Raw genomic sequence first — 19,502 nt, 5'->3', positions numbered from 1 at the left:
CGGCATCACCATGGCTCAGGTGGATTCCAGGCGGCACCGCACGTCGACCACGCCTTCGACGGCCTGGGCGAGCCGGGTGGCCACGGGGATGAGGTGGGCGTCGCGGACGTGTCCCGTCAGGGTGACGACGCCGTGCGTGACATCGATCTTGATGTCTTGTCGCGAGAGGAGGAAGAGCCGCTCGACGACCTCCCTGAGGACTTCGGCGCGGTTTCGAGCCCGGATCCGCGAGAAGTCGGCGGTGGCCGCCTTCCGCCGCGGCGCTGGCACTGCTCAGGGCCGGGTAGGCGCTCGACCCGGGGCCGACTCGTCCGTGCGCCGGCCGTGGGCGGAGTGTTCGAGTTCGACAGTGGTCTCCGGCGGCTGCCGGAGCGTGTTGTGGACGGTGCAGTGCGAGGCGACAGCGAGGAGGCCGGCGCGCCGCTCCTCGGGCAGCTCCGGAGGCGGGGTGACCACGACGCGCACCGCGCCCACGCGGGCGGGCGGGCCGGCGGCCATCGCGAACTCCGCCCGTACGCCCAGGCCCGCCCGAGGCAGGCCATGGCGCAGCAGGTAGCGCCCCGCGTAGAAGGCGACGCACGTGGCCAGGGAGGCGGCGAACAGTTCAGTCGGCGTGGGCGCGGTGTCCGTCCCGCCCGCTCCCAGGGGCTGGTCCACGCGAAGCCGGTGTCCGCGCACGTCGACCGCGTACACGTCACCCTCGACATGGGTGACGTCGAGCCGTTGCAGGTCCTCCGACGGCCGTGCCGCTGTGGTGTCCGTCATGGCGGGGCCTCCGTTTCGGGTGGGCTACTGCCACTCTGATCGGCCGGCGGTCCTTGGGCATGGGCCTTTCGGGCCCTTCCGGGGACCTCTCGGCCTCTGAGGGCCGACTCGGCGAGTTCGGAGCACTCCGGGTCAGCCTCGCAGGCGCCGGATGCGAGATCGGCCGGATCGACTCGTCGGCGTCCGGCGGCCCGCTGTGGGGCTGCCAGACGCCACGCCTCATCGAAAGGTGATCAGGCGCCGGCGACCCGAGTCAGGCTGAGCCAGCCGCCCGGCACGCCGGCGTCGTCGACGTCATGGAGGCCCTGCGCGCGTTCGTCGAGCGGACCCGCACACCGACGAAGGGGCCCGCGCCTCCGGGACACGTGCGTGAGCAACCGGGAAGAAGCATGCAGCGAAGACGCGCGTCACCGGCTCTTCCGGAACCTCCCGTTCCCAGTCTTTCGGTCGCTCACGAAGGCCGGGTCGGCGAGAGTCCGGCCCCGCTGCTCCGGGTCGATGCGGTGCGCGGTACAAGAGGCGGGCGATGGCAGCCATGGCGACTGACACTGCAGAAGTGGTACTCGTTGCCTGACCGCGGTCATCCGGTGGTTTCCAGGGTGCTGAGGGCGGCGTCGAGACGGCGGGTGGCCTCCTCGGCGACGGGAGAGTGACCATGACGCCGGGATCTAGGGCCTGGACGGCGGTGCGTTCGCCGTCGGTGCGAACCACGACGTTGCAGGGCAGGAGGAGGCCGATGGTGCGGTCGGCATCCAGGGCCCGGCGGGCGAGCGGCGGGTTGCAGGCACCGAGGATCAGGTAGTCCTCCATGTCGTGCCCGAGCTTGGCCTTCAGGGTGGCGGTGACGTCGATCTCGGTAAGGATGCCGAAGCCCTGTGCGGCGAGGGCCTCGCGGACTGCGGAAACGGTCGTGGTGAAGTCGGCATCGAGGTGGATGGTCCGGTCGTAGCGCATGGCGTCATCCCTGTCCGGGGTGTGTGGCGGGCGGCGGGTAGCCGTCCGGTGTGAGTGGGTTCTCCGCACCGTCAAAAATACCCCTGGGGGTACCCGTGCTAGGCTCGAAAATATACCCCCGGGGGTAAATGTCAGCCGAAAGGAGCATCGTGTTCTTCATCGACACCATCGAGACCGAGGGCCTGGGAAACCGCAGCTACCTGGCGGGCGGCGCGGACACCGCGGTGGTGGTGGACCCTCCCCGCGACATCGACCGTGTCCTGGCGGCGGCTGCCGCGCGGGGCGTGCGCATCTCGCACGTGGTGGAGACCCATGTCCACAACGACTACGTCACCGGCGGCCTGGACCTGGCCCGCATCACCGGCGCCGCCTACCTCGTGCCCGCTGCCGCCCGCGTCTCCTTCGCCCGCACACCGTTCGCCGACGGCAACACGGTGAGTGTGGACGAGGGCATCACCCTGCGGGCGATGGCCACACCCGGACACACCCCGCACCACACCTCCTACGTCCTGGAAGAACGGGGGACGGCGGCCGCGGTGTTCACCGGCGGGTCGCTGCTGATCGGCTCGGTCGGTCGCCCCGACCTGGTCGAGCCGAGGCTGACCGAACAGCTGGCCCGCGCCCAGCACGCATCCGCGCACCGGCTGGCCGCCGAGCTCCCCGACGAGACGCCGGTGCTGCCCACCCACGGGTTCGGAAGCTTCTGCTCCTCCTCCCAGTCCGAGGGCGACGCCACCACGATCGGCAAGGAGAAGGCGGGCAACGACGCCCTGGTCAAGGACGTCGACTCCTTCGTCGCCGCCCTGCTGGCAGGCCTGGAGGACGTGCCCGCCTACTACGCCCACATGGGCCCGGCCAACGCCGAAGGCCCCACCCCGGTGGACCTGACCGCACCCCCGCTGGCCGACGCCGCCGACATCGCCGAGCGCCTGGCCGCCGGGGAGTGGGTGGTGGACCTGCGCAACCGGATCGCGTTCGCCGAAGGCCACATCGCCGGCTCGTTCAACTTCGAGGCGGAAGGCAAGATCGCCACCTACCTAACCTGGATGATCCCCTGGGGCAAGCCCGTCACCCTCCTCGCCGAGTCACCCGCCCAGCTCGCCGCCGCCCAGCGCGAACTGGTCCGCGTCGGCATCGACCGCCCGGCCGCGGCCGCCACCGGCACCATCCGCGACTGGGTACCCGACGGCCACGCCCTGCGCTCCTTTCCCCGAGCCACCTTCGCCGACCTCGCCGCCCAGGACCCCCGCCCGGATGTGGTCCTCGATGTGCGGCGGGACTCCGAACGCGCCACGGGCTGGATCGAAGGCTCCGTACACATCCCGATCCACCACCTCCACCGCCGCCTGGCCGACGTACCGGCCGGGACGGTGTGGGTGCACTGCGCGGGCGGAATGCGCGCGGGCATTGCCGCCTCCCTGCTGGATGCCGCAGGCCGCGACGTCGTCGCCGTCGACGACTCCTTCGACGCCACAACCGACGCCGGACTGCCCCTCACCACCGGCACCGGCAGCTGAACCGCTGCCCCCGCCACCCGAGACTCGGAAGGAAACCAGATGCCTCTCCTCCGCCGCGGCACCGCCCGCGTCACCCCCGACCAGGCCCACCAGCGCACCACCGACGGTGACGCCGTCCTCCTCGACGTGCGCGAGCAGGCCGAGTGGAATGCCGGCCACGCCCCCGGCGCCGTGCATGTGCCGCTCTCCCGGCTGGTCACCGGCACCGGCCTGCCCGCCACGGCCCAGGGCCGGCCGCTGTTGGTGATCTGCCGCTCCGGGCACCGCTCCCAGCAGGCCGCCAGACTCTTGGCCGGGCGCGGAGCCGAGGCCGTCGACGTCAAGGGCGGTATGCAGGCCTGGGCATCAGCCGGGCTACCGGTCGTCGACGCAGAAGGAAGCAGCGGCCGGATAGCGTGAGCGCCCTCATCCTCGCCCTCATCGCTGGGGCCGTCATCGGCCTGGCCCTCGGGGCGCTCGGGGGCGGCGGCAGTGTCCTGGCCGTCCCCGCCCTGATTTACCTCCTCGGCTTCACCCCGGCCGCTGCCACCACCGCCTCGCTGATCATCGTCACCGCCACCTCCGCGACCGCCCTCTACACCCACGCCACCTCGGGCAACGTCCGCTGGAAGACCGGCGCACTGTTCGCGGCCGCCGGAATCGTGCCCGCGATCGCTGCGGGCACCCTGGCCGCACGCCTGCCCGAGGAGGTGCTGACCGCCGCGTTCGCCGCGATCGCGGCCCTCGCAGCCCTCAGGATGTTCAAGCTCGCCGACCCCCACCAGCAGGCCAGGCCCGTCAGGCCCACCCGGGCCGCCGGTGCGGGTGCCGGACTCGGCGCGGTCACCGGCCTCCTCGGGGTCGGCGGAGGCTTCCTCGCCGTCCCCGCCCTCGTCTCCGTCCTCGGACTGCACATGCGCGCCGCGGTCGGCACCAGCCTGCTGGTCATCACCGTCAACTCCCTCGCCGCGCTCGCCGCCCGCGCCGGCACCAACACGCCCCTGCACTGGGCGGTCATCGCTCCCTTCGCCGGAGCCGCGATCCTCGGAGCGTGGGACGGCAAACGCCTCGCCTCCAAAATCTCCGGTCCCACCCTTCAGCGGATCTTCGCGCTCGTGCTCCTGGCCGTCGCCGCCCTCATGCTCATCGACGCCCTCCGCTGACCCTCCCGCCCGCGACCCGCAACGGCGCCCCACCGCCAGTCGATAACGAGGTGTCCGTAACCGGGCACCAGACAAAAAGGATGGAACACCGCTCATGACCACCCCCCACGCCCTCAACACCGACCAGGCCCGCACCCGCCTGCACGAACTGATCGTCCTGGACGTCCGCACCCCCGGCGAATACGCCACCGGCCACCTTCCCGGCGCCCTCAACATCCCCCTCGACCACCTCGACCATGCCCTCCCCGACATCCGCCACGCAGCCCAGCGCGGCGACCTCCTCGTCGTCTGCGCCTCCGGCGCACGCTCCGAGAACGCTTGCCACACCCTGGCCGCCCACGGCATCACCACCGCCACCCTCACCGGCGGCACAACAGCCTGGGCAGCGGACGGCCACACCCTCCACCACCCCGACAGCGCCCGACGCACCGCCTGGAACATGGAACGCCAAGTCCGACTCACCGCCGGCGCCGTCGTCCTGACCGGCCTCGCGCTGGGCCGCCTGCACCCCGCCTTCCGCCTCGCTTCCGCGGGCGTCGCCGGCGGCCTGGTCTACTCCGCCCTCACCAACACCTGCGGCATGGCCTCCCTCCTCGCCAAACTCCCCCACAACCGTCCCCACCAGGGCGACCTCGACGCAACCCTCGCCGCCCTCCGGGCCGGCTGACCACCCCCGCCCGATACCCCCTGGGGTACCATGGTGTGAGAGCGCACAAAGACAGGAGGCAACCGGTGAAAGTCGACGACGACGCAGTCAACTCAGTCCTCAACCGCCTGCGCCGCGCCCAAGGACAGCTCGCCGGCGTCATCGCCATGATCGAAGCCGGCCGCGACTGCAAGGACGTTGTCACGCAGCTTGCCGCAGTCTCCAAGGCCCTGGACCGCGCCGGCTTCAAAATCGTCGCCAGCGGCATGCGCCAGTGCATGACCGAAGCCGACCAGGGTCAGGCCCCCATGACCGAGGCAGAACTCGAAAAGCTCTTCCTCGCACTCGCCTGACGCCCACGCAGAACGGCCCGGCCCCCATCAGGAGCCGGGCCGTCCGCATACCCGCACCGGCCGGCGCCATGAGCCCTCGCGGTGAGACGCCCACGCCAGACTCGGTACTGTGCGCACGGTGACCAGAAAGACGAAGACGCAGGCCGAAGACAGTGATGACCGCGGATTGTCGGTGCGGGCGTTCACCGCGCTCATGCTGGGCGCCCTTGCCGTCGTAGGGGCGCTCGCCCTGCTGGGTGGCTGGGCCGGACTGATCGGCATCGTGGTCACCGCCGTCGTCCTCATCGGCTTCGCGGCCTCCCGCATGTAGAGCGCACAAATGCCCGCTGGAAGCGAGGGCGCGAGGTGATCCCAGTACCGGTTCGGCGGCTCGGCCGACCGACTGCGGCCGGGCGCCGACTGTTGCCGGAGCCGTCGCCCGGCGAGGACGAGAGCGAGTTGTAGGGGCGCCAGTCAGGTGACGGCAGGGATGTGGCGCTCCGCGAGGACGACGTCCCGCCACTGGCCCCGGTGGCAACCGATGCTCTCTCGAGTGCCGACGATCCGGAAGCCGGCCCGGGCGTGGAGGGCGAGGCTGGCGGTGTTCTCGGGGAAGATGACGGACTGGACGGTCCAGATCATGGTGATCGTGGCGGCCAGGTGCCTCAGGTCGTGAACCGTCACCCGCGGTACACCGGCAGCACGAGCTGGCGACCAGGGCTGCCAGACGGGCTACGAGTTCCTCGGCGCGGTTGAGGACACTGGCCTAAGGTCCGGCATTGCGCGTGGTGACCTGGTGCTCTCGCCGTTCACCTACGCCGACGACATGCAGACCTATGGCCCCCGCGGAGGGCGGCCCAGCTTCGAAGGCGTGGAAGGCGGCCAGGGGGAGGCCGTGCGCGCCCGAGGTCGACGGAACCCTGGTCAAGCTGTCAGTCGCCCTCAGGGCTGATCTTTGGCCCACCACAGGAACGCGGCGGCGTGCTGTCGGTTGGTGAAGCCCTCGCCGGCCAGGTCGAGAAGGAGGTCATTGCTCCACAGGATGAGCCGGCCGCGGGTCCAGTTCACCGACTCGGGGGACGGCAGCTCCAGGCGTAGACCATCCGCGCGATCTCGCGCTTGCCGCCGGCCTCGGTCGTGTACTTCAGGATCGTCAGGAAGCGGTCGGGGTACGTCACGCAGAGGACCCTCGTGAGGAGGGCTTCCTTGAAGCCGGTCATGGCGAACGGCTTGGTGCCGGACAGCAGGTGCTCGAGCCGGTCTTCGAGCGGCATGTCGGAAGGTCCGTGCAGGAGGTATTCGATCGTCTGGCGGGTCGCCTCCCCGGCCGCGGTGTCGCCCATGTCGTTCCACGCGGAGTTGAAGGTGGCCTGATTGCCGGGGCGGGCTCCGACCTCGGAGTTGGCGAAGTCCTTGAGGGTTCTGGGGTCGCAGGTCCACAGCCCGCCGGGGGAGAAGATCTGCTGGTACTTCGACCAGTAGGCCGCCACGTCGGGGTCGAGGTCCGGTTTGACGGCGAGGTACTGCTCCTTCAGCCGGGTCACGCGCTCGAACTGCTCGCGATCGACATCCTCAGCGTTCGGGAAACGGGCCTTGAGGTCTTGGAAGGAGCGGAGCGGGCCCCTGTGCGGGACGGTGGGCTCCCTGTGCTCCCATTCATAACCGCACCGGTGTTTCACGAGCCGACGTCCGCCGTCGAAGGTGCGGACCACCACGATGTCCTCATCGTCGCTGCACAGTGGACACATGGCCAACGCCATGGCGCCCCCCGCTTCGTCGGTGCTTGTGCCCCACTTTGAGCCAATGCACTCTCCGGCCAAGAGCCGCATTCTCGCATCCAGGCAGGGCAGGCGGGTGCGATCTCCGGCACGCCGGCGGATCTCGACTTCACTGGCCTGGAGGGAAACTCCGCGCCGCAACGCCTGGTGTCCGGTTCGTACAACGAGGTGGCAGCGCACGGCGCGTGGGCTTCGGAGGACACCTTGGTGGTGAAGCCGAAACCGACGCGGTACCCGGCACCGATCAGTCGGTCAGCCGGCACACCCGGTCGTCATCCGTCACCTCGTAGACGTCGATGCGCAGGAGCTGTCGGACGTGGGCCGGGACGCGTGCGGCGGCCTTGAGGGAGGAGGACGGCACGACGAGGGCGTAGCGCGTGTGGGAGTCCTGGCTCGTCATGCGGCGCAGCAGTTGGCCATAGGCGATGTCGGCGTCGATGCCTTTCTCACTGGTGCGGCCCCTGGCCTCGCAGATCAGCCGTTCCGAGCCGCGTACGGCTTCCAGGTCGGTCCACCGGTCTGTGGGATCGGCGGGTGTCCAGCCTTCGGCCAGTAGCCAGGCGCGGAAGGTGTCGGTGACCCGGTCCTCGTCACTGGCGCGGGCCAGGATCTTCTTCAGTGCCGCCAGGTCGGCTGCTTCGTTGCGGCGTAGTCGTCCGCGGCCGTCCGCATTGAGGTCGGCGGGGCGGATGAGGACCAGGCGCAGCCCGTGCGCGGGGATCTGCTCCTCGCGCCGGGCGTCGTACAGGGCGCGCTGCTCGCCGCGGTGGACACCGCTGACGGTGAGGCGGTTCGGCTTGTCGAAGTGGGGCATCGGCTGGTCGTGCTGCAGTTCGCGGTACTCGACCACCAGCTGATGGCCCGGCCAATAGGCGTCGACCGGCAGTTGGACTCGACGGCCGCCTGATCCCGGATCTCCGAGCAGCCAGTCGAACCTGTGCTGCGTCAGGGCGTTCTCCCCGAGGATCCGCTCGCACAACCCAACGACGTACGCCTCATCGCTGCCATCTCTCGTTGCCATGACCGAGCATCCTGCCACCACCCATGGACCAGCAGCACCAGGCTGGCGAACCCAGAGCCTCGCCGTGCAGAAGACCGGCAACGACAAACACCCTGGCGTCGTCTGTGACGGGGGCGGGCCCGAGGGCCGGGTGGCGCCCCTTGGGGACCAGTTGGGGACCAGCGCCCACGTCGGTGGGCGCACGGCAGGTATGTATGTGCACGCTGTGCGCCCTCAGATTGAGGTAGATGTCATGAAATTTCCTCCGACCCATCGATCTGGGGGTCAAGGGGTCGCAGGTTCAAATCCTGTCGTCCCGACTAGGGAATCTTCCCGTAGTCGCAGATGAGGGCCTTGTTTCACTTCGGTGAGGCAAGGCCCTTGATCGTTTTTATGGGCTGTAGTGTCACAGTTCGTCACAGACGCTGTCGATCATCCCGCAGCGGCCGGCAGCTCGCCCAGCTTGTCCGAGCCTGGCGCAGGATCGACCTGGTACCCCAGCGTCAGCGCACCATCAGGGTGCACCGCCACAGTTGAGTGCTCGTGAGGCACGCGGGCTCGGCTACGTGCTCGCGGTCTCGTGCACCCACCGCATCCCCACCGCATCCCCACCGCGGCCGGCACCCAGCGCGCCGACCACCTCGCCAAACGCATCCCGCGCCCGGCCCGGCAGAAAGTGTCCGCCGGACAAGGGGCGAAGGGACACCTACGACTGGGCGTTGGTCGCCATCACCGCAGGTGATCCGACGGGCCATCAGCACCTGGTGATCCGCCGCAACCGCACGGCCGGCGAGCTGGCCCACTACCGCTGCTCCTCGGCCCGCCCGGTGCCGCTGTCCACGCTGGTCAGGGTCGCGGGAAACCGATGGACGCCGGAGGAGACGTTCCAGAGCTCGAAGGGACTGGCGGGACTGGACGAGCACCAAGTGCGCCGCTGGGACTCCTGGCACCGCTGGGTCATCCTGGCCCTGCTCGCCCACGCCTTCCTCGCCGTCACCGCCGCCCAGTCCTCCACCTATGAAGATCACGATCCCAGGCGGGAGTGCCCGTTCGTTGTTCCCCCATGCGAGGGAGGCGGATGGTCCGCGCGGCGGATGTGACCGGTGCGGCGGTACGGGGAATCTTGAGTGTCAATAATGCGGAACCGGAGGTCACGGTGGCTGTTCCTTCGAAATCGCAGACACATACCGGCTCCAGCCCGCCGTTGCAGGACGCGGGATGGGCGGTGTGGTCGCGGCGCTGGCCCACGTGGGCACCGCACGCCGCCGCGGTGTGGGGCGTGTTGTTCGCCGCAGTCCAGGTCACATGGGCTGCATCAGGCGCCACCGTGCCCTGGTCGCCGAATGTCGCGTATGCGCCGACGGTCCAGCTCTTGCTGGCGGCCATCGCCGTCCTTGCCGCCGGGGCCTGCCTGGCTACCACCCGGACGCTTGCCAGGCGTGGCCGAGTGATGGTGGCAGCGCCGCTGTTCCTGGCGGTCCTGGTTTGTGTGATGGGGATGGCCAGTCTGCCGGCGTACTTCGTGATGCTGGCGTCGTTCTCCGGGGTGGACAGCGTCACCGGCCTGGCGCATGACCTGTTGAGCGCGGTGGGCGCCGCTCTTCTCATCCTCGGATTGCCCCGATATGCGCTGGCGGCGGTCCGTATGCAGAGCAGGAACGGGCTTCCCTGGGTGCCGATGTGAGGGCCCCGCAGTGGGGATATCGCCCGCTATTACCCCCGGCCCACTGAGCGGGTGTTCGCGCGGTCGTACCGTTCAATTCGGTGGTGGTGGGAGAGGGTGGGTTGCTTGGATCGGCGCATGGAGAGCTCGATCTGGGATGCGTTGCTGCCGGTGGTTCGGGAAGAGGTGGACGAGCTGATCAGGGGTGGTCGGCGGCTTCACGCGGTGAAGCTCATCCGGGAGGCCCACCCCGGGCCGCTTCCTCGACTACCTGACGCTGTGGAGGTGATGTGCGAGCGCGCGGCGGAGCTGCGGTGCTGACACGGGTGTCGGAGCCCTGTGTAGCGAGTCCGTGACACCCTGGTCGCCGTGCTCGCGCTCACCGCGTGCGCGGTTCCTCGCAGATCAAGGGGCCGTTTTGGGGACCGGTCGGGGACCAGGGCGGTCAGTGGTCACGCTCGGTTCGGGTGCAGCTGTTACCGGCATGGGGGCCGATACGACCTGCCCGGCAGGTAGCGGTCCCACTGCTGCCGGGTGATCGGGTCGCCGACCGCGGCACAGAGGGTGGTCCGGATGCGTTCCGGGTCGCTGTCCCAGAGATCAACGCCTTCCAGCGAGGTGACGGCCAGGATCCGGCCGTCGGGGCTGAAGGCGAGCGATCCGTACAGGGCGGAGCTCCTCCCCGACAGGTAGTACTCCCGTTGGGGGGAGTTCGGGTCGGATACGTTCCAGACCTCGGGGCGCGGTTTCGCGTCGTCGCCCTCGTGGGGCTTCGCGATGAGCGCCAGGCGGTTGCCGTCCGGGCTGAACGCGAGCCCCAGTGACGACAAGCCGATGTCGGGAACCGTCATGGGATCGCCGACCGGCCCTTCGCGCCCGAGACGCCACATGCGCAGAGTCCCGCCGTAGACGACCGCGAGCAGTTTTCCGTCAGGGCGCAGGGCGTGCCGCACGTATCCGGCATCCGGTGGCAGCGGGAGCCGCCACAGCTCGGTGGGCCGCGTGGGGTCGGTGACGTCCCAGCCGTACAGCTGCCGGGCCGCGGCCGCATCGTTCTCCGGTGCGCCGTTCAACGTGCCTTGCGCGATGAGCGTCGTGCCGTCCGGTGAGAAGGAGAAACCGCCGGCGTCGACCGCGATCTGGGCGATCTGCCGCGGATGCCGGGGGTCGGCGATGTCGTACAGCCGGACGGTGGGCGGCACGGCCTTGTCCTGTGCCGCGTGGGTGTTGGACACGGCGAGAATCGGCCGGGTGGGGTGGAATGCCAAGTCGGCGACGCCGTTGGCCATGTCGTCGATCGTGCCCAGCACGGGCAGGCCGGAAGCATGCGTGTCACGCAGGTTGACGGTCATGCGCCGGTCGTCGGTCAGCTGCCCCACGGCGAGGATCGCACCGTCCGGGCTGAGGCCGACGTCGCTGGCGAACGACCCGTCCGGGCCGGGAGTGGTGCCGACCAGTTTTGGGCGCGCCGCGTCGGTCACGTCCCACAGGCTGCTCGATCGAACGTTTCGCATCGCGACGAGCTGCCGCGTGCCGTCGGACCCGAACTCGAGGCCGGCCCCGGGAAACGGCTCCGTCCGCAGGGATCCCAGCGCCCCTGGCTCATTCGGGTTGGAGAGGCCCCAGACGTACACACCGTTCCCGGTGGCCTGCAACAGGCGCTTGCCGTCGACGGGGTCGAACACGACGGGCCCGAACCTGAGGTACGCGGACAACGGCCACGACGACGCGCCCGACGAGATTACTCCGGGACCGGGCTCGGAGGGGTACGTCAGGACACGCCACCGCCCCTGACACAGTGCGACGGCATGGTTGCCGGACGGGCTGAACGCCACGGTTTCCAGGCCCCCGGAGCACCCGGACGACGGGAAACCGGTCTGTGCGGCATCACCCTCGTCCTTGTACGGAATCCGCTGGGGCGCCCGCGGGTCGTCGAGCCGCCACAGACTCGGGCCGTACTTCGCACCCGGCGTGGCCAGCAGCATGCCCGACGGATCGAAGGACACCCGATGCAGGGGCTGCTTCGCCGGGTCGGGCGGCGGACTGGATTCGTACGGCGCCTCGTCGAAGGATTTCAGGGGTAGCGGGCGGGCTTTGACGGAGGTGTCCCACAGCTGGACCCGTCCGTCCGTGCTGGTGCTGGCGAGCAGGTGCCGCCCGGGTGCCACGGCCAGCGAATCGACCACGGTGGAATGGGCGGTCATGGCGGGCAAGGCTGTTGGTTTCGCGGGATCGGCGACGTCCCAGGCGAGGATCTGACCGGTGGAGGTGCCCGCGTAGAGAAGGTCCCCGTACGTGTCCATGGCCAGTGCGGTGACGGAGCCGGCCGGGTGCAGCACGGCGGACTCCTTGGGCCGCACCGGGTCGGTGACGTCCCACAGCCGTATCACCGCAGGCGCCATGGGAGATGTGGCGCGATCGGTCGACACGAGCAGGGTGCCCTTGCGGTTCAGGGCGATCAGGCCGGTATGGAGCCCCCTGACCCGCCTCGATTCGGGTACGCCCCGGGTGCGGAGCACGATCGCGTCACCGGTCGCGATCGCCAGGACGCGTCCGTCGGCGCTGTGCACGAGGTCGGCGGCCGGTTCGCCGTCGTTGATCACGCCGGGAGTGCTCTGGCTGTTCAACACCGCGCCCCACCCGGCGTCCTGGTAGCTCTGATAGGCGAGGAGGCCCAGCTGCTTGGACAAGCCGGGATGCGTCGTGCGCAGGGCCTCGGATTCGGCCGCAAGGTACCGGGCGAGGTTGCGGTTCTGGGCCTGTGCGGCCTGTCGTTGGAACAGCATGGAACCCGCCAGGCCCACCGAGGCCAGTAGGGCCAGGACCACGAGGGCGGTGACGGCGCGCCGTCGGCGCCGGGCCCTGCGGCGTTCGTCATGCCGGGAGGCGCTCAGGAACTCGGCCGGAACGGGCTCCAGCTCCGCGACACCACTCGGTGCTTCGGCGGCACGCCCGTGCACTGCGGCCAGCCGGTTCCCCCGGTAGAGCAAGGACGGATCGCGGTCGGCTTCGTCCCACACCTTGGCGTCGTCCGCGAGTTGCTGGCGGACCGCCAGCCAGTCACGGTCGGCGGCGATCCACTCCCCCAGCCGGGGCCAAGCGCGGAGCAGCACTTCGTGACTGACGCGGATGCTGTCGCGGTCGACGGTGAGCAGGCGGGCCTCGGTGAGCCGGGTGACGGCTCGCTGCGCGGCCTGCGGGTCGGGCAGTCCGTGCAGAAGTGCGGTGCGGTCGGCGGGACGGGCGGTGTGGGCGGAGTCGTCGCCGACCCGCACCAGCCGGGGCAGAAACCGCCGTACGGCCTTCCGCCCGGCGCCGTCCAGCTCTCCGTAGACTTGCTCCGCCGTGGTCGCGATCGCCCGTGAGATACCGCCGACGGCGCGGTAGCCGGCGACGGTGAGTCGTGCTCCTGAGCGTTGGCGCCAGGTCGACCACATCACGTGGGACAGCAGCGGCAGCGCACCCGCCGCCGCCCTGCCGTCGTCGATCGCACCGAGTTCGTGCAGGATCACGTCGGCCAGACCGTCGTCCAGCAACAGACCTGCTGCGGCGGCCGGCTGTTCGATGGCAGCACGCAGTTCGGCGGAACTCAACGGCTCGACCAGCAACTGACCGTCACGCAGAGCGGCGAACAGTTCCGGGTGCTCGGCTGCCTCGCCGTAGAAGTCCGCCCGGAGCGCGAGCACCACCAGGCCGCGGGGCGAACCCTCGGCGACCGGCGTGGCGATCGCGGTCACGGCTCGGAGGAACGCGGCACGTTCGGCCGGATCCGGGCAGAGCGTAAACAGCTCCTCGAGCTGATCGACCAGCACGATCAACCGTTGGCCCGGCCGGTCGGCCAGCAGCCCCTCGACCAGGTCGACGGCGTGACGAGGGTCCTCGCGTATGCGGTCGCATGCCTGCGGCGTCGCGGCGTTGAGCTGCGCGGCGAGCCTGCGCAGCGGGCTCGTGCCGGGGGTGAGGCGCACGACGGGCCAGCCGGCTGCCGTCGGGAACCCGGGCAGCCCGTGGTTGCGTACGGCGGCCAGCAGCCCGGCGTTGAGGAGCGAGGTCTTGCCCGAGCCGGACGGACCGACGAGTATCAACGGCCCCGGGCGGCGTCCCGAGCCAGCGCCCGGGCCTGAATCCGGACCTGAATCCGGGCCTGAATCCGGGCCTGAATCGGCACCCGTCGCCGGACCCGGACCCGGACCCGGATTCGACCCCGGCCGAACCGTGTGGCTTGCGGACTCCGCCACCGCGGCGACGATCCTGCCGGTCATCTGCTCGCGCCCGCAGAACACGTCAGCGTCGTCGATCCCGAACGCGCCGAGGCCCGGATAGGGGCAGCGGCCCGAGTGCTGCGGCTCCTCCGTCGGCTGCGTCCGTACCGGCACCGCGGGGTTCGTCGCGATGACCAGGCTGCCCGAGCGGTCACCCGACTGCCGCCGCGGCAGCGGCCGTTGGGTGTCTCTCATGGCGCGGAACACCGCGTCGTACACCGTGTCGAGGGTCAGCAGCCGGGGCCCACGCGGGTCGCCGTGCGTCAACAGCTCGATGAGCGCCCCGGTGAACGCGGTGTGCGCCGCGCCCTCAGGAGCGAGGGCGAGCTGCTCCGCGGACCCGATCAGGTACACCCCGTGCGCGGGTGCCATCGCGAACGCGGGGACGGACGGCCCGCCGCCCAGCGATACCCGACCGGAGAAACAGCAGTCGAGCACGACCACGACCGACGACGCACGGCTGGCTGCCAATGCCTGCCGAAGCGAGGAGAACGACAGCGCCTGGTGCTCTGCCAGGCCCGGAACGAGCCGATCGGTGCCGCTGGCCGCAAGGTACAACTCACCGCCCGGCCCCAGCAGGCCATGCCCGATGAAGTACACCAGCAGCACGCTCTCGGCACGCTGTGCCTCCTCGGCGACGGCCAACGCCATGGCCCGCGCATCGGGTGGGTCGAGCACCGGACGCAGCTGTCGTACCCCGCACCGTTCGCGCAGGACCGTCTGCAGATCCTCAAAGGTGCGCGCGACCGAGGGTACGGACGGCAGGACGGTGCCGGTGTGCGTGGCGGTGGCAATCAGCAGTACTCGCACGCCGTCACCGGCCAGGTCGGTCATCGACCGTCGAGCGGTGTCACACGGTCGTCCTTCTGTTCCAGCATCGCGGCGATCCGAGTCACCTGCTGGTTGAGGGCGGCGGCGTCGAGTCCGGATACGTTCTCTGCGGTGAGCTCCACCGACCGACGGTCCTCGAGCGTCACCTTGATGTGTACCTTGCCGGGGCGGGTGCGCAACCAGGCGATCACGGCGGTGGCGAACGCAGTGGCCGCGCCGGCGGGGCCGAGAGCCACCACCAAGGCATCCAGCACCGGCCCCAGAGTCCCCGGTTCCGGCGACCGCTCGTCAAGGCTGAGCCGACCACGCAACTCGTCGACATCGCCCAACCAGTCGTGCAACGACCGTAACTGGTCGGCACCTTCCGGGCCCATCGCCCTCACTGTCGTGCTCACAACCCACACCCCTGTAGTCGGTCGATCACATGCCGCTCCAGAGTAGCGACGACCCGTCACCCCCGCGTGTGTCATGCGACTTTCGCCGCAACGGCCGTTCGCACCCGGCTCGAGTGGAGCAACGCCGAGTGCCCCGCGCCCTGGAGGAACGGCGGGCCAAACCGGACGCCACCCGCTCCGCCAACCCTGGATCGCCATGTCGTGTTCCTTGCGTTGTGAGGTGCGTGGCCCACGCGGCGAGCGCCCTGGGGCCAGCGCGCTTTCGTGTCAGGGGACAAGCTGTCGGAGGCCACTGTGGGCGGATGTGAGGTCGTGGCGGATGAACCACTCGGTTCCCAGAATCGCCTCGCGTTCCCGTGCCGGGAGCCCGTTCAGCAGGGCCGGCAGTGAGCGGCCACGTGCTGTCTCCGAGCGATGTGCCTGGATCGCGGCCCACTTTCGATCCAGCCAGGGGCGGACGTCGACGGTGGCAGTGACCAGTGCGTCGGGCACGGTGTGCAGGCGCTTTCCCGTCCCGGCCAGGAGATCGGACAGGGCGGCGCTCGCCGTCCGCGGGTGTGTGGAGAAGTACAAGGCACTGGGCTGCCACGGGGAGCCTGCCTGGGAATAGAGGTCGTCGAGGCCGGCTGCGTGCGCGGCCAGCAGCGCCACGCGGTGCGTGTGCTTGTGGTCGGGGTGTCCGGAGGAGCCGTAGGCGTCGTGGGTGACGATGATGTCCGGGCGAAAGTCGCGGATGTGGGAGACGACGCGCTCCACGGATTCCTCGAGCGGGACGTCGCAGAACCGGGGTTGCCCCGACGCGGAGCCGGGGATCCGGAGGTCGGCGTATCCGAGCATGCGGGGCTTGCCGGCGCCGAGGATCTCGACGGCGTCAGCCAGTTCGGCGGCGCGATGGCTGTCGGGGGCCCAGGTGGCCGTCACGACGGCGGTGCGGGCGCCGGCCGCTGCGTGCTTGGCGAGGATTCCCCCGGCGACAAGGGATTCGTCGTCGGGGTGGGCGTAGACCGCGAGGACGCTTGGTGCGGGCATGGAGAGCTCCGTTCTCATGAGGGCGGTCCGAGATCCATCACTGTGGCGTGGATCGCTTCGCGTACCGATGCAGTTTCGGCGTGAGGCCCGAGCCAGGCTTCGGCTGCCCTGGATCGGCTGGGGCTTCGTTGGATGGGTAGCCCGTCGACTGCCCAGCGACGGGCCGAGCCGCAGGCAGTGGGACGGGACGGCTGGTCAGGCGCTCGGCCCAGTTGGTGAGGAGCGGCCGGGATGGGCGGGTGGTGGTGGACGGCGACGGCCGCGGTCACGTCCTCCGCCGCGATGAGGATGCCGGTCTCCTCGTGGGCCTCCCGGATCACCGCCTCGACCAAGTCCCCGCCCGGGTCGAGATGCCTGGACGGGAGAAGCCGCATCCCGGCCGCGTACACGGGACCGGCCCGGCGTGACAGCTGCGCCTCCGGGCCGCCTTCGCCGTCGCGCCGCAGGACGAGGTGGACGTCGACCGGCACTGTGTGCCGGGCCCCGCCGCTCACTCAGAGGTTTCGGGGTGCCGGGCGAGCAGTACGACTTGGGGCAGCCGCACTGCGGTTTCGCGGAAGCTCTGGTTGACGGGGACCAGGTCGGGCGGATTGCCGAGCGCGGAGAGGGTGATCGCGATGCTGGTGGCCCCGTCGTCGAGGGCGCAGACCTGGCTGCCGCAGATTATCTCGGCACCATGTGGTGTCTCAAAGATCGCGAGATTATGCGGACTCCTCATGTGTCATCCCGAATCAGGAGAGCAGCTTGTCCTACGCCGTGGAGAAAGCAGCTGTCGAGGCGGTGGTTGACAGGCATCGCACGATTGCGGAGTTGTCGGTCTTGGACTGTGCGGACGCACCCGGGGTTCTCCGCCGGGCCGGCGTAGAAGAGGGACAGCGGTTCATCCTCGGGCCAGACGGCTCCTACGACTTGAATCTGAACCGGATGATCCGAGACTTACCGAGTTGGGGTGTCCGCTCGGCTAACGGCCAGCAGGCGTACTGCTCGGATTTGATGCTCACTTGCCGGTTCCTCCACGAGGGCAGGGGCGGCAAGACGATCTGGGCCGTGTTCTATGTGCAGGTTGCGAGCCGTGACCTGCTGGCCGCCCGCGACGACCTGGCCCGTCTCGTGGAGGCGAAGAAGACCGAGCCCGTGCCAGCGCCGTTCGGCAGGGACGGCAGTCCCTCGCGGGACAAGATCAAGCAGTTCATCGCCCAGCGGCGGGCGGAGGGCCGCGGCCTGCCAGCCCTCCCGCTGAGGCACCTGCACACCGTGCCCGGCGCGACGGTCATCAACGGCGTGGTTCAGGCCCCGAACCTGGCCATGATCGGGCACTTGAGTGGTGCCCGCTCGATCCAGCATCTGGGGCCCCTCCTGATGGAGGCGGGAAACGAGCTGGGCTGGGAGCAAGGCGGCCAACCCACCCCTCGGGCACCGTGGCCGGCGACTGGCCAGCCCTGGCGAGACGAGCTGAGCCCCACCTCGGTGAACATGGAGATCGTTCATCTGCGCGTCGCCTGCTGGATCGTCATCGCCTACCTCTCGGGGATGCGCGACATGGAAGTGCGGGAACTCGGACGCGACTGCGCGTTCACCGAGATCGGAGCCGACGGCCGAACCCGCTACAAGATCCGCGGGCGCGTCTACAAGAACCGCAAGATCTCCGGCGACGAGGTCGACTGGGTGGTCCTGGACATCGTCCACGAGGCCGTCGAGGTGCTGAAGCTCATCAACGACGACCCGACACACCTGTTCGGATATCGGCAGCGCACGGACTACGCCCTTCTGTCCAACATGCCGCGATTGCTCAAGAAGTTTCGCGACCACCTGAACACCCTGTTCAGTACGTCAGAAGGGCCCTGCGTCCCGGTTCTGGCGGCGGAGACTCTGGACCTGGAGATGGAAACCGACCCTGTCGGCGACGAAGGCGACTCAGACCCGGAGGAACCGCTGGCCTGGGCCTTCGATACACGACAGTTCCGGCGCACGCTTTCGTGGCACATCGCTCACCAGCCCTTCGGGGTCGTCGCGGGGACCCGGCAGTACAAGCACGCCAGCCACGAGATCTTCGAGGGATACGCCGGGACCTCGCCTTCCGGGTTCGCCGACGAGGTTGCCGCCGACAAGGCCGTCGCCCTGTTGGACTACGTCGAGGACCTTTACCACGACTGGAACGAGGGAGGCCACTCCGCCGGCGGCGCCGTCAAGCGAGTCGAGGCTGAGTTCGACCGCATCCGGGGCGAGCTCGGCGACCTGCCAGGGGCGGTGGCCAGCCCGGAGCGTCTGCGGACGATGCTGCGGCACCTGACCCGAACCTTGCACCCGGGTGCACTCAACGACTGCTTCCACCACGCGGAGACCGCGGTATGCGGCAAGCGGGCTAAGTCCGTCAGGCAGCCACTGCCGATGCTGAATATGTGCACGCGACCGTCTTCGCTCAGCTCTCTCGAGAGCACGAGCTGTCTGACATGGACCGCGACATCATGCGAGCGTTCGAGCGGCTGCTGGACGGCCGCCCGGAGATCACCGGCGGCTCCGTCAACGTGGTGAACATCGCCGCCGAGGCGGGCGTTTCCCGAGCGTCCTACTACCGGTCGCCCGTCGCGGGCGCCATCAAGGAGATCCTCGCGGCCCCCTCCACCAAGCGGCCAGAGGTCGACGAGCTCAAGGCCGAGGTCACCCGGCTGCGGAAGGAACTGCGAGAGTTCCGTCGGGAGAAGGCCGAGGAGGTCCGCGAGCTGAAGACCACGGTCTCTACCTACGCGAACCAGATTCAGGTTCTGGCCCTTCGAAACGCCGAGCTGGAGGTCGACGCAGCTGCCCTTCGCGGTCAGGTCGCCGATGCGACGGCAGGCAAAGTCCGGCCGCTTCGGAAGCCGTGAGCATCACGGCCCGGCGACCTTCGGTCGCCAGGCCCTCGGCACTACGCCATTCGACTCCGCCATGCCACCGTCGAGGACCGTCCGGCGATTCGCCCCCCACGGCGCCTGCCTGCGAAAAGTGGACACCCTCCAGCTGTCGGCTGCGCCCTTTCGAAGCCAGAAGGCGACATCCTCGAGGACCGCGCCCTACCGTTTCTCGCCTCCTCAGCTGGATCCACGTGTGCCGCCTCCACCATGGTGGGCACTACCGGGGCCCGCCTCCTGTTCGACACCCCCGGCCCAGAGCGTGCTGACGGTGTAGCGAGGGTGACAGCGGGCAGGCTT

General features: G+C 69.8%; 20 protein-coding genes and 3 pseudogenes. 11 read left to right on the top strand and 12 right to left on the bottom strand.

Going from position 1 to position 19,502, the window contains the following annotated elements; genetic code table 11:
- Positions 1 to 15: 15 nt before the first annotated feature.
- From ACFCZ1_RS30160 to ACFCZ1_RS30150, 3 genes and pseudogenes are all read right to left on the bottom strand, one after another.
- Positions 16 to 270: a BON domain-containing protein gene (locus ACFCZ1_RS30160; protein WP_376681436.1), complete on the bottom strand. Its 255-nt coding sequence runs from the start codon at positions 268 to 270 to the stop codon at positions 16 to 18.
- Between the two features lie 3 nt (positions 271 to 273).
- Positions 274 to 765 (bottom strand): OsmC family protein, encoded by a 492-nt coding sequence (locus ACFCZ1_RS30155; protein ID WP_376681435.1) that lies wholly within the window; start codon positions 763 to 765, stop codon positions 274 to 276.
- A 580-nt stretch (positions 766 to 1,345) separates the two neighbouring features.
- Positions 1,346 to 1,719 (bottom strand): annotated as a pseudogene (locus tag ACFCZ1_RS30150) (DUF302 domain-containing protein).
- Between the two features lie 149 nt (positions 1,720 to 1,868).
- Here ACFCZ1_RS30150 and ACFCZ1_RS30145 point away from each other — a divergent pair.
- From ACFCZ1_RS30145 to ACFCZ1_RS30120, 6 genes are all read left to right on the top strand, one after another.
- Positions 1,869 to 3,236 carry a rhodanese-like domain-containing protein gene (locus ACFCZ1_RS30145; RefSeq protein ID WP_376681434.1) on the top strand — a complete coding sequence of 456 codons (1,368 nt, stop codon included), beginning with the start codon at positions 1,869 to 1,871 and terminating at the stop codon, positions 3,234 to 3,236.
- Positions 3,237 to 3,275: 39 nt separating this feature from the next.
- Entirely contained in the window at positions 3,276 to 3,635 is a 360-nt protein-coding gene (locus ACFCZ1_RS30140; protein WP_266444689.1) for a rhodanese-like domain-containing protein, read from the top strand.
- Complete coding sequence (locus ACFCZ1_RS30135) at positions 3,632 to 4,378, top strand: sulfite exporter TauE/SafE family protein (protein ID WP_266444692.1); 747 nt, start codon at positions 3,632 to 3,634, stop codon at positions 4,376 to 4,378. Before ACFCZ1_RS30140 ends, ACFCZ1_RS30135 begins: the two co-directional genes overlap by 4 nt.
- Before the next feature lie 94 nt (positions 4,379 to 4,472).
- Positions 4,473 to 5,045, top strand: coding sequence for a rhodanese-like domain-containing protein (locus ACFCZ1_RS30130; RefSeq protein WP_376681433.1), 573 nt, complete (start codon positions 4,473 to 4,475; stop codon positions 5,043 to 5,045).
- Positions 5,046 to 5,110: 65 nt separating this feature from the next.
- Positions 5,111 to 5,377: a metal-sensitive transcriptional regulator gene (locus ACFCZ1_RS30125; protein ID WP_266606729.1), complete on the top strand. Its 267-nt coding sequence runs from the start codon at positions 5,111 to 5,113 to the stop codon at positions 5,375 to 5,377.
- Positions 5,378 to 5,495: 118 nt separating this feature from the next.
- Positions 5,496 to 5,687, top strand: a complete 192-nt coding sequence (locus tag ACFCZ1_RS30120; protein ID WP_266606730.1) for a hypothetical protein — start codon at positions 5,496 to 5,498, stop codon at positions 5,685 to 5,687.
- Positions 5,688 to 5,830: 143 nt separating this feature from the next.
- Here the strand turns inward: ACFCZ1_RS30120 and ACFCZ1_RS30115 are convergent.
- From ACFCZ1_RS30115 to ACFCZ1_RS30100, 4 genes and pseudogenes are all read right to left on the bottom strand, one after another.
- Positions 5,831 to 5,995: pseudogene (locus tag ACFCZ1_RS30115) on the bottom strand (GNAT family N-acetyltransferase); the annotation flags it as partial.
- A gap of 303 nt (positions 5,996 to 6,298) precedes the next feature.
- A complete protein-coding gene (locus ACFCZ1_RS30110) occupies positions 6,299 to 6,424 on the bottom strand; it encodes a hypothetical protein (RefSeq protein ID WP_376681432.1) in 126 nt (41 codons plus the stop codon).
- Positions 6,421 to 7,116 (bottom strand): hypothetical protein, encoded by a 696-nt coding sequence (locus tag ACFCZ1_RS30105; protein WP_376681431.1) that lies wholly within the window; start codon positions 7,114 to 7,116, stop codon positions 6,421 to 6,423. The genes ACFCZ1_RS30110 and ACFCZ1_RS30105 overlap by 4 nt, the downstream gene beginning before the upstream one ends.
- Positions 7,117 to 7,378: 262 nt before the next feature.
- Positions 7,379 to 8,155 (bottom strand): hypothetical protein, encoded by a 777-nt coding sequence (locus ACFCZ1_RS30100; protein ID WP_376681430.1) that lies wholly within the window; start codon positions 8,153 to 8,155, stop codon positions 7,379 to 7,381.
- 497 nt (positions 8,156 to 8,652) lie between these two features.
- Here ACFCZ1_RS30100 and ACFCZ1_RS30095 point away from each other — a divergent pair.
- The 3 genes and pseudogenes from ACFCZ1_RS30095 to ACFCZ1_RS30085 all read left to right on the top strand — a co-directional run.
- Positions 8,653 to 9,162, top strand: a pseudogene (locus ACFCZ1_RS30095) (IS701 family transposase); the annotation flags it as partial.
- A gap of 50 nt (positions 9,163 to 9,212) precedes the next feature.
- Positions 9,213 to 9,818 (top strand): hypothetical protein, encoded by a 606-nt coding sequence (locus ACFCZ1_RS30090; protein WP_376681429.1) that lies wholly within the window; start codon positions 9,213 to 9,215, stop codon positions 9,816 to 9,818.
- Positions 9,819 to 9,935: 117 nt separating this feature from the next.
- On the top strand, positions 9,936 to 10,118 hold the full coding sequence (locus tag ACFCZ1_RS30085; RefSeq protein WP_376681428.1) for a hypothetical protein: 183 nt from the start codon (positions 9,936 to 9,938) through the stop codon (positions 10,116 to 10,118).
- Between the two features lie 155 nt (positions 10,119 to 10,273).
- Here the strand turns inward: ACFCZ1_RS30085 and ACFCZ1_RS30080 are convergent, their stop codons facing one another.
- The 5 genes from ACFCZ1_RS30080 to ACFCZ1_RS30060 form a co-directional block, all read right to left on the bottom strand.
- A complete protein-coding gene (locus ACFCZ1_RS30080) occupies positions 10,274 to 14,893 on the bottom strand; it encodes a caspase family protein (RefSeq protein ID WP_376681427.1) in 4,620 nt (1,539 codons plus the stop codon).
- Positions 14,890 to 15,285, bottom strand: a complete 396-nt coding sequence (locus tag ACFCZ1_RS30075) for a hypothetical protein (protein WP_376681426.1) — start codon at positions 15,283 to 15,285, stop codon at positions 14,890 to 14,892. The genes ACFCZ1_RS30080 and ACFCZ1_RS30075 overlap by 4 nt, the downstream gene beginning before the upstream one ends.
- A gap of 267 nt (positions 15,286 to 15,552) precedes the next feature.
- Positions 15,553 to 16,314 carry a PIG-L family deacetylase gene (locus ACFCZ1_RS30070; RefSeq protein ID WP_376681425.1) on the bottom strand — a complete coding sequence of 254 codons (762 nt, stop codon included), beginning with the start codon at positions 16,312 to 16,314 and terminating at the stop codon, positions 15,553 to 15,555.
- Positions 16,315 to 16,328: 14 nt separating this feature from the next.
- Positions 16,329 to 16,784, bottom strand: coding sequence for an NUDIX domain-containing protein (locus ACFCZ1_RS30065; RefSeq protein WP_376681424.1), 456 nt, complete (start codon positions 16,782 to 16,784; stop codon positions 16,329 to 16,331).
- A 20-nt stretch (positions 16,785 to 16,804) separates the two neighbouring features.
- Positions 16,805 to 17,032 (bottom strand): hypothetical protein, encoded by a 228-nt coding sequence (locus ACFCZ1_RS30060; protein ID WP_376681423.1) that lies wholly within the window; start codon positions 17,030 to 17,032, stop codon positions 16,805 to 16,807.
- 26 nt (positions 17,033 to 17,058) lie between these two features.
- On the opposite strand from ACFCZ1_RS30060, the gene ACFCZ1_RS30055 reads away from it, so the two are divergent.
- Positions 17,059 to 18,846, top strand: a complete 1,788-nt coding sequence (locus ACFCZ1_RS30055; protein WP_376681422.1) for a hypothetical protein — start codon at positions 17,059 to 17,061, stop codon at positions 18,844 to 18,846.
- A complete protein-coding gene (locus ACFCZ1_RS30050) occupies positions 18,765 to 19,178 on the top strand; it encodes a hypothetical protein (RefSeq protein WP_376681421.1) in 414 nt (137 codons plus the stop codon). Before ACFCZ1_RS30055 ends, ACFCZ1_RS30050 begins: the two co-directional genes overlap by 82 nt.
- The last annotated feature ends 324 nt before the right edge of the window (positions 19,179 to 19,502 follow it).

The sequence above is a fragment of the Streptomyces sp. NPDC056224 genome (assembly GCF_042267665.1).
Lineage (GTDB): Bacteria > Actinomycetota > Actinomycetes > Streptomycetales > Streptomycetaceae > Streptomyces.
The sequence above is the reverse complement of the archived record's forward strand: the minus strand, read 5'-3'. Positions and strand labels throughout refer to the sequence as shown.

Excerpts from the sequence above, each read along its gene's own strand:
- ACFCZ1_RS30155 (WP_376681435.1), bottom strand. The coding sequence starts at position 765 with ATGACGGACACCACAGCGGCACGGCCGTCGGAGGACCTGCAACGGCTC.
- ACFCZ1_RS30140 (WP_266444689.1), top strand. The coding sequence starts at position 3,276 with ATGCCTCTCCTCCGCCGCGGCACCGCCCGCGTCACCCCCGACCAGGCC.
- ACFCZ1_RS30130 (WP_376681433.1), top strand. The coding sequence starts at position 4,473 with ATGACCACCCCCCACGCCCTCAACACCGACCAGGCCCGCACCCGCCTG.
- ACFCZ1_RS30105 (WP_376681431.1), bottom strand. The coding sequence starts at position 7,116 with ATGGCGTTGGCCATGTGTCCACTGTGCAGCGACGATGAGGACATCGTG.
- ACFCZ1_RS30100 (WP_376681430.1), bottom strand. The coding sequence starts at position 8,155 with ATGGCAACGAGAGATGGCAGCGATGAGGCGTACGTCGTTGGGTTGTGC.
- ACFCZ1_RS30090 (WP_376681429.1), top strand. The coding sequence starts at position 9,213 with ATGGTCCGCGCGGCGGATGTGACCGGTGCGGCGGTACGGGGAATCTTG.
- ACFCZ1_RS30085 (WP_376681428.1), top strand. The coding sequence starts at position 9,936 with ATGGAGAGCTCGATCTGGGATGCGTTGCTGCCGGTGGTTCGGGAAGAG.
- ACFCZ1_RS30080 (WP_376681427.1), bottom strand. The coding sequence starts at position 14,893 with ATGACCGACCTGGCCGGTGACGGCGTGCGAGTACTGCTGATTGCCACC.
- ACFCZ1_RS30070 (WP_376681425.1), bottom strand. The coding sequence starts at position 16,314 with ATGCCCGCACCAAGCGTCCTCGCGGTCTACGCCCACCCCGACGACGAA.
- ACFCZ1_RS30060 (WP_376681423.1), bottom strand. The coding sequence starts at position 17,032 with ATGAGGAGTCCGCATAATCTCGCGATCTTTGAGACACCACATGGTGCC.
- ACFCZ1_RS30050 (WP_376681421.1), top strand. The coding sequence starts at position 18,765 with ATGGACCGCGACATCATGCGAGCGTTCGAGCGGCTGCTGGACGGCCGC.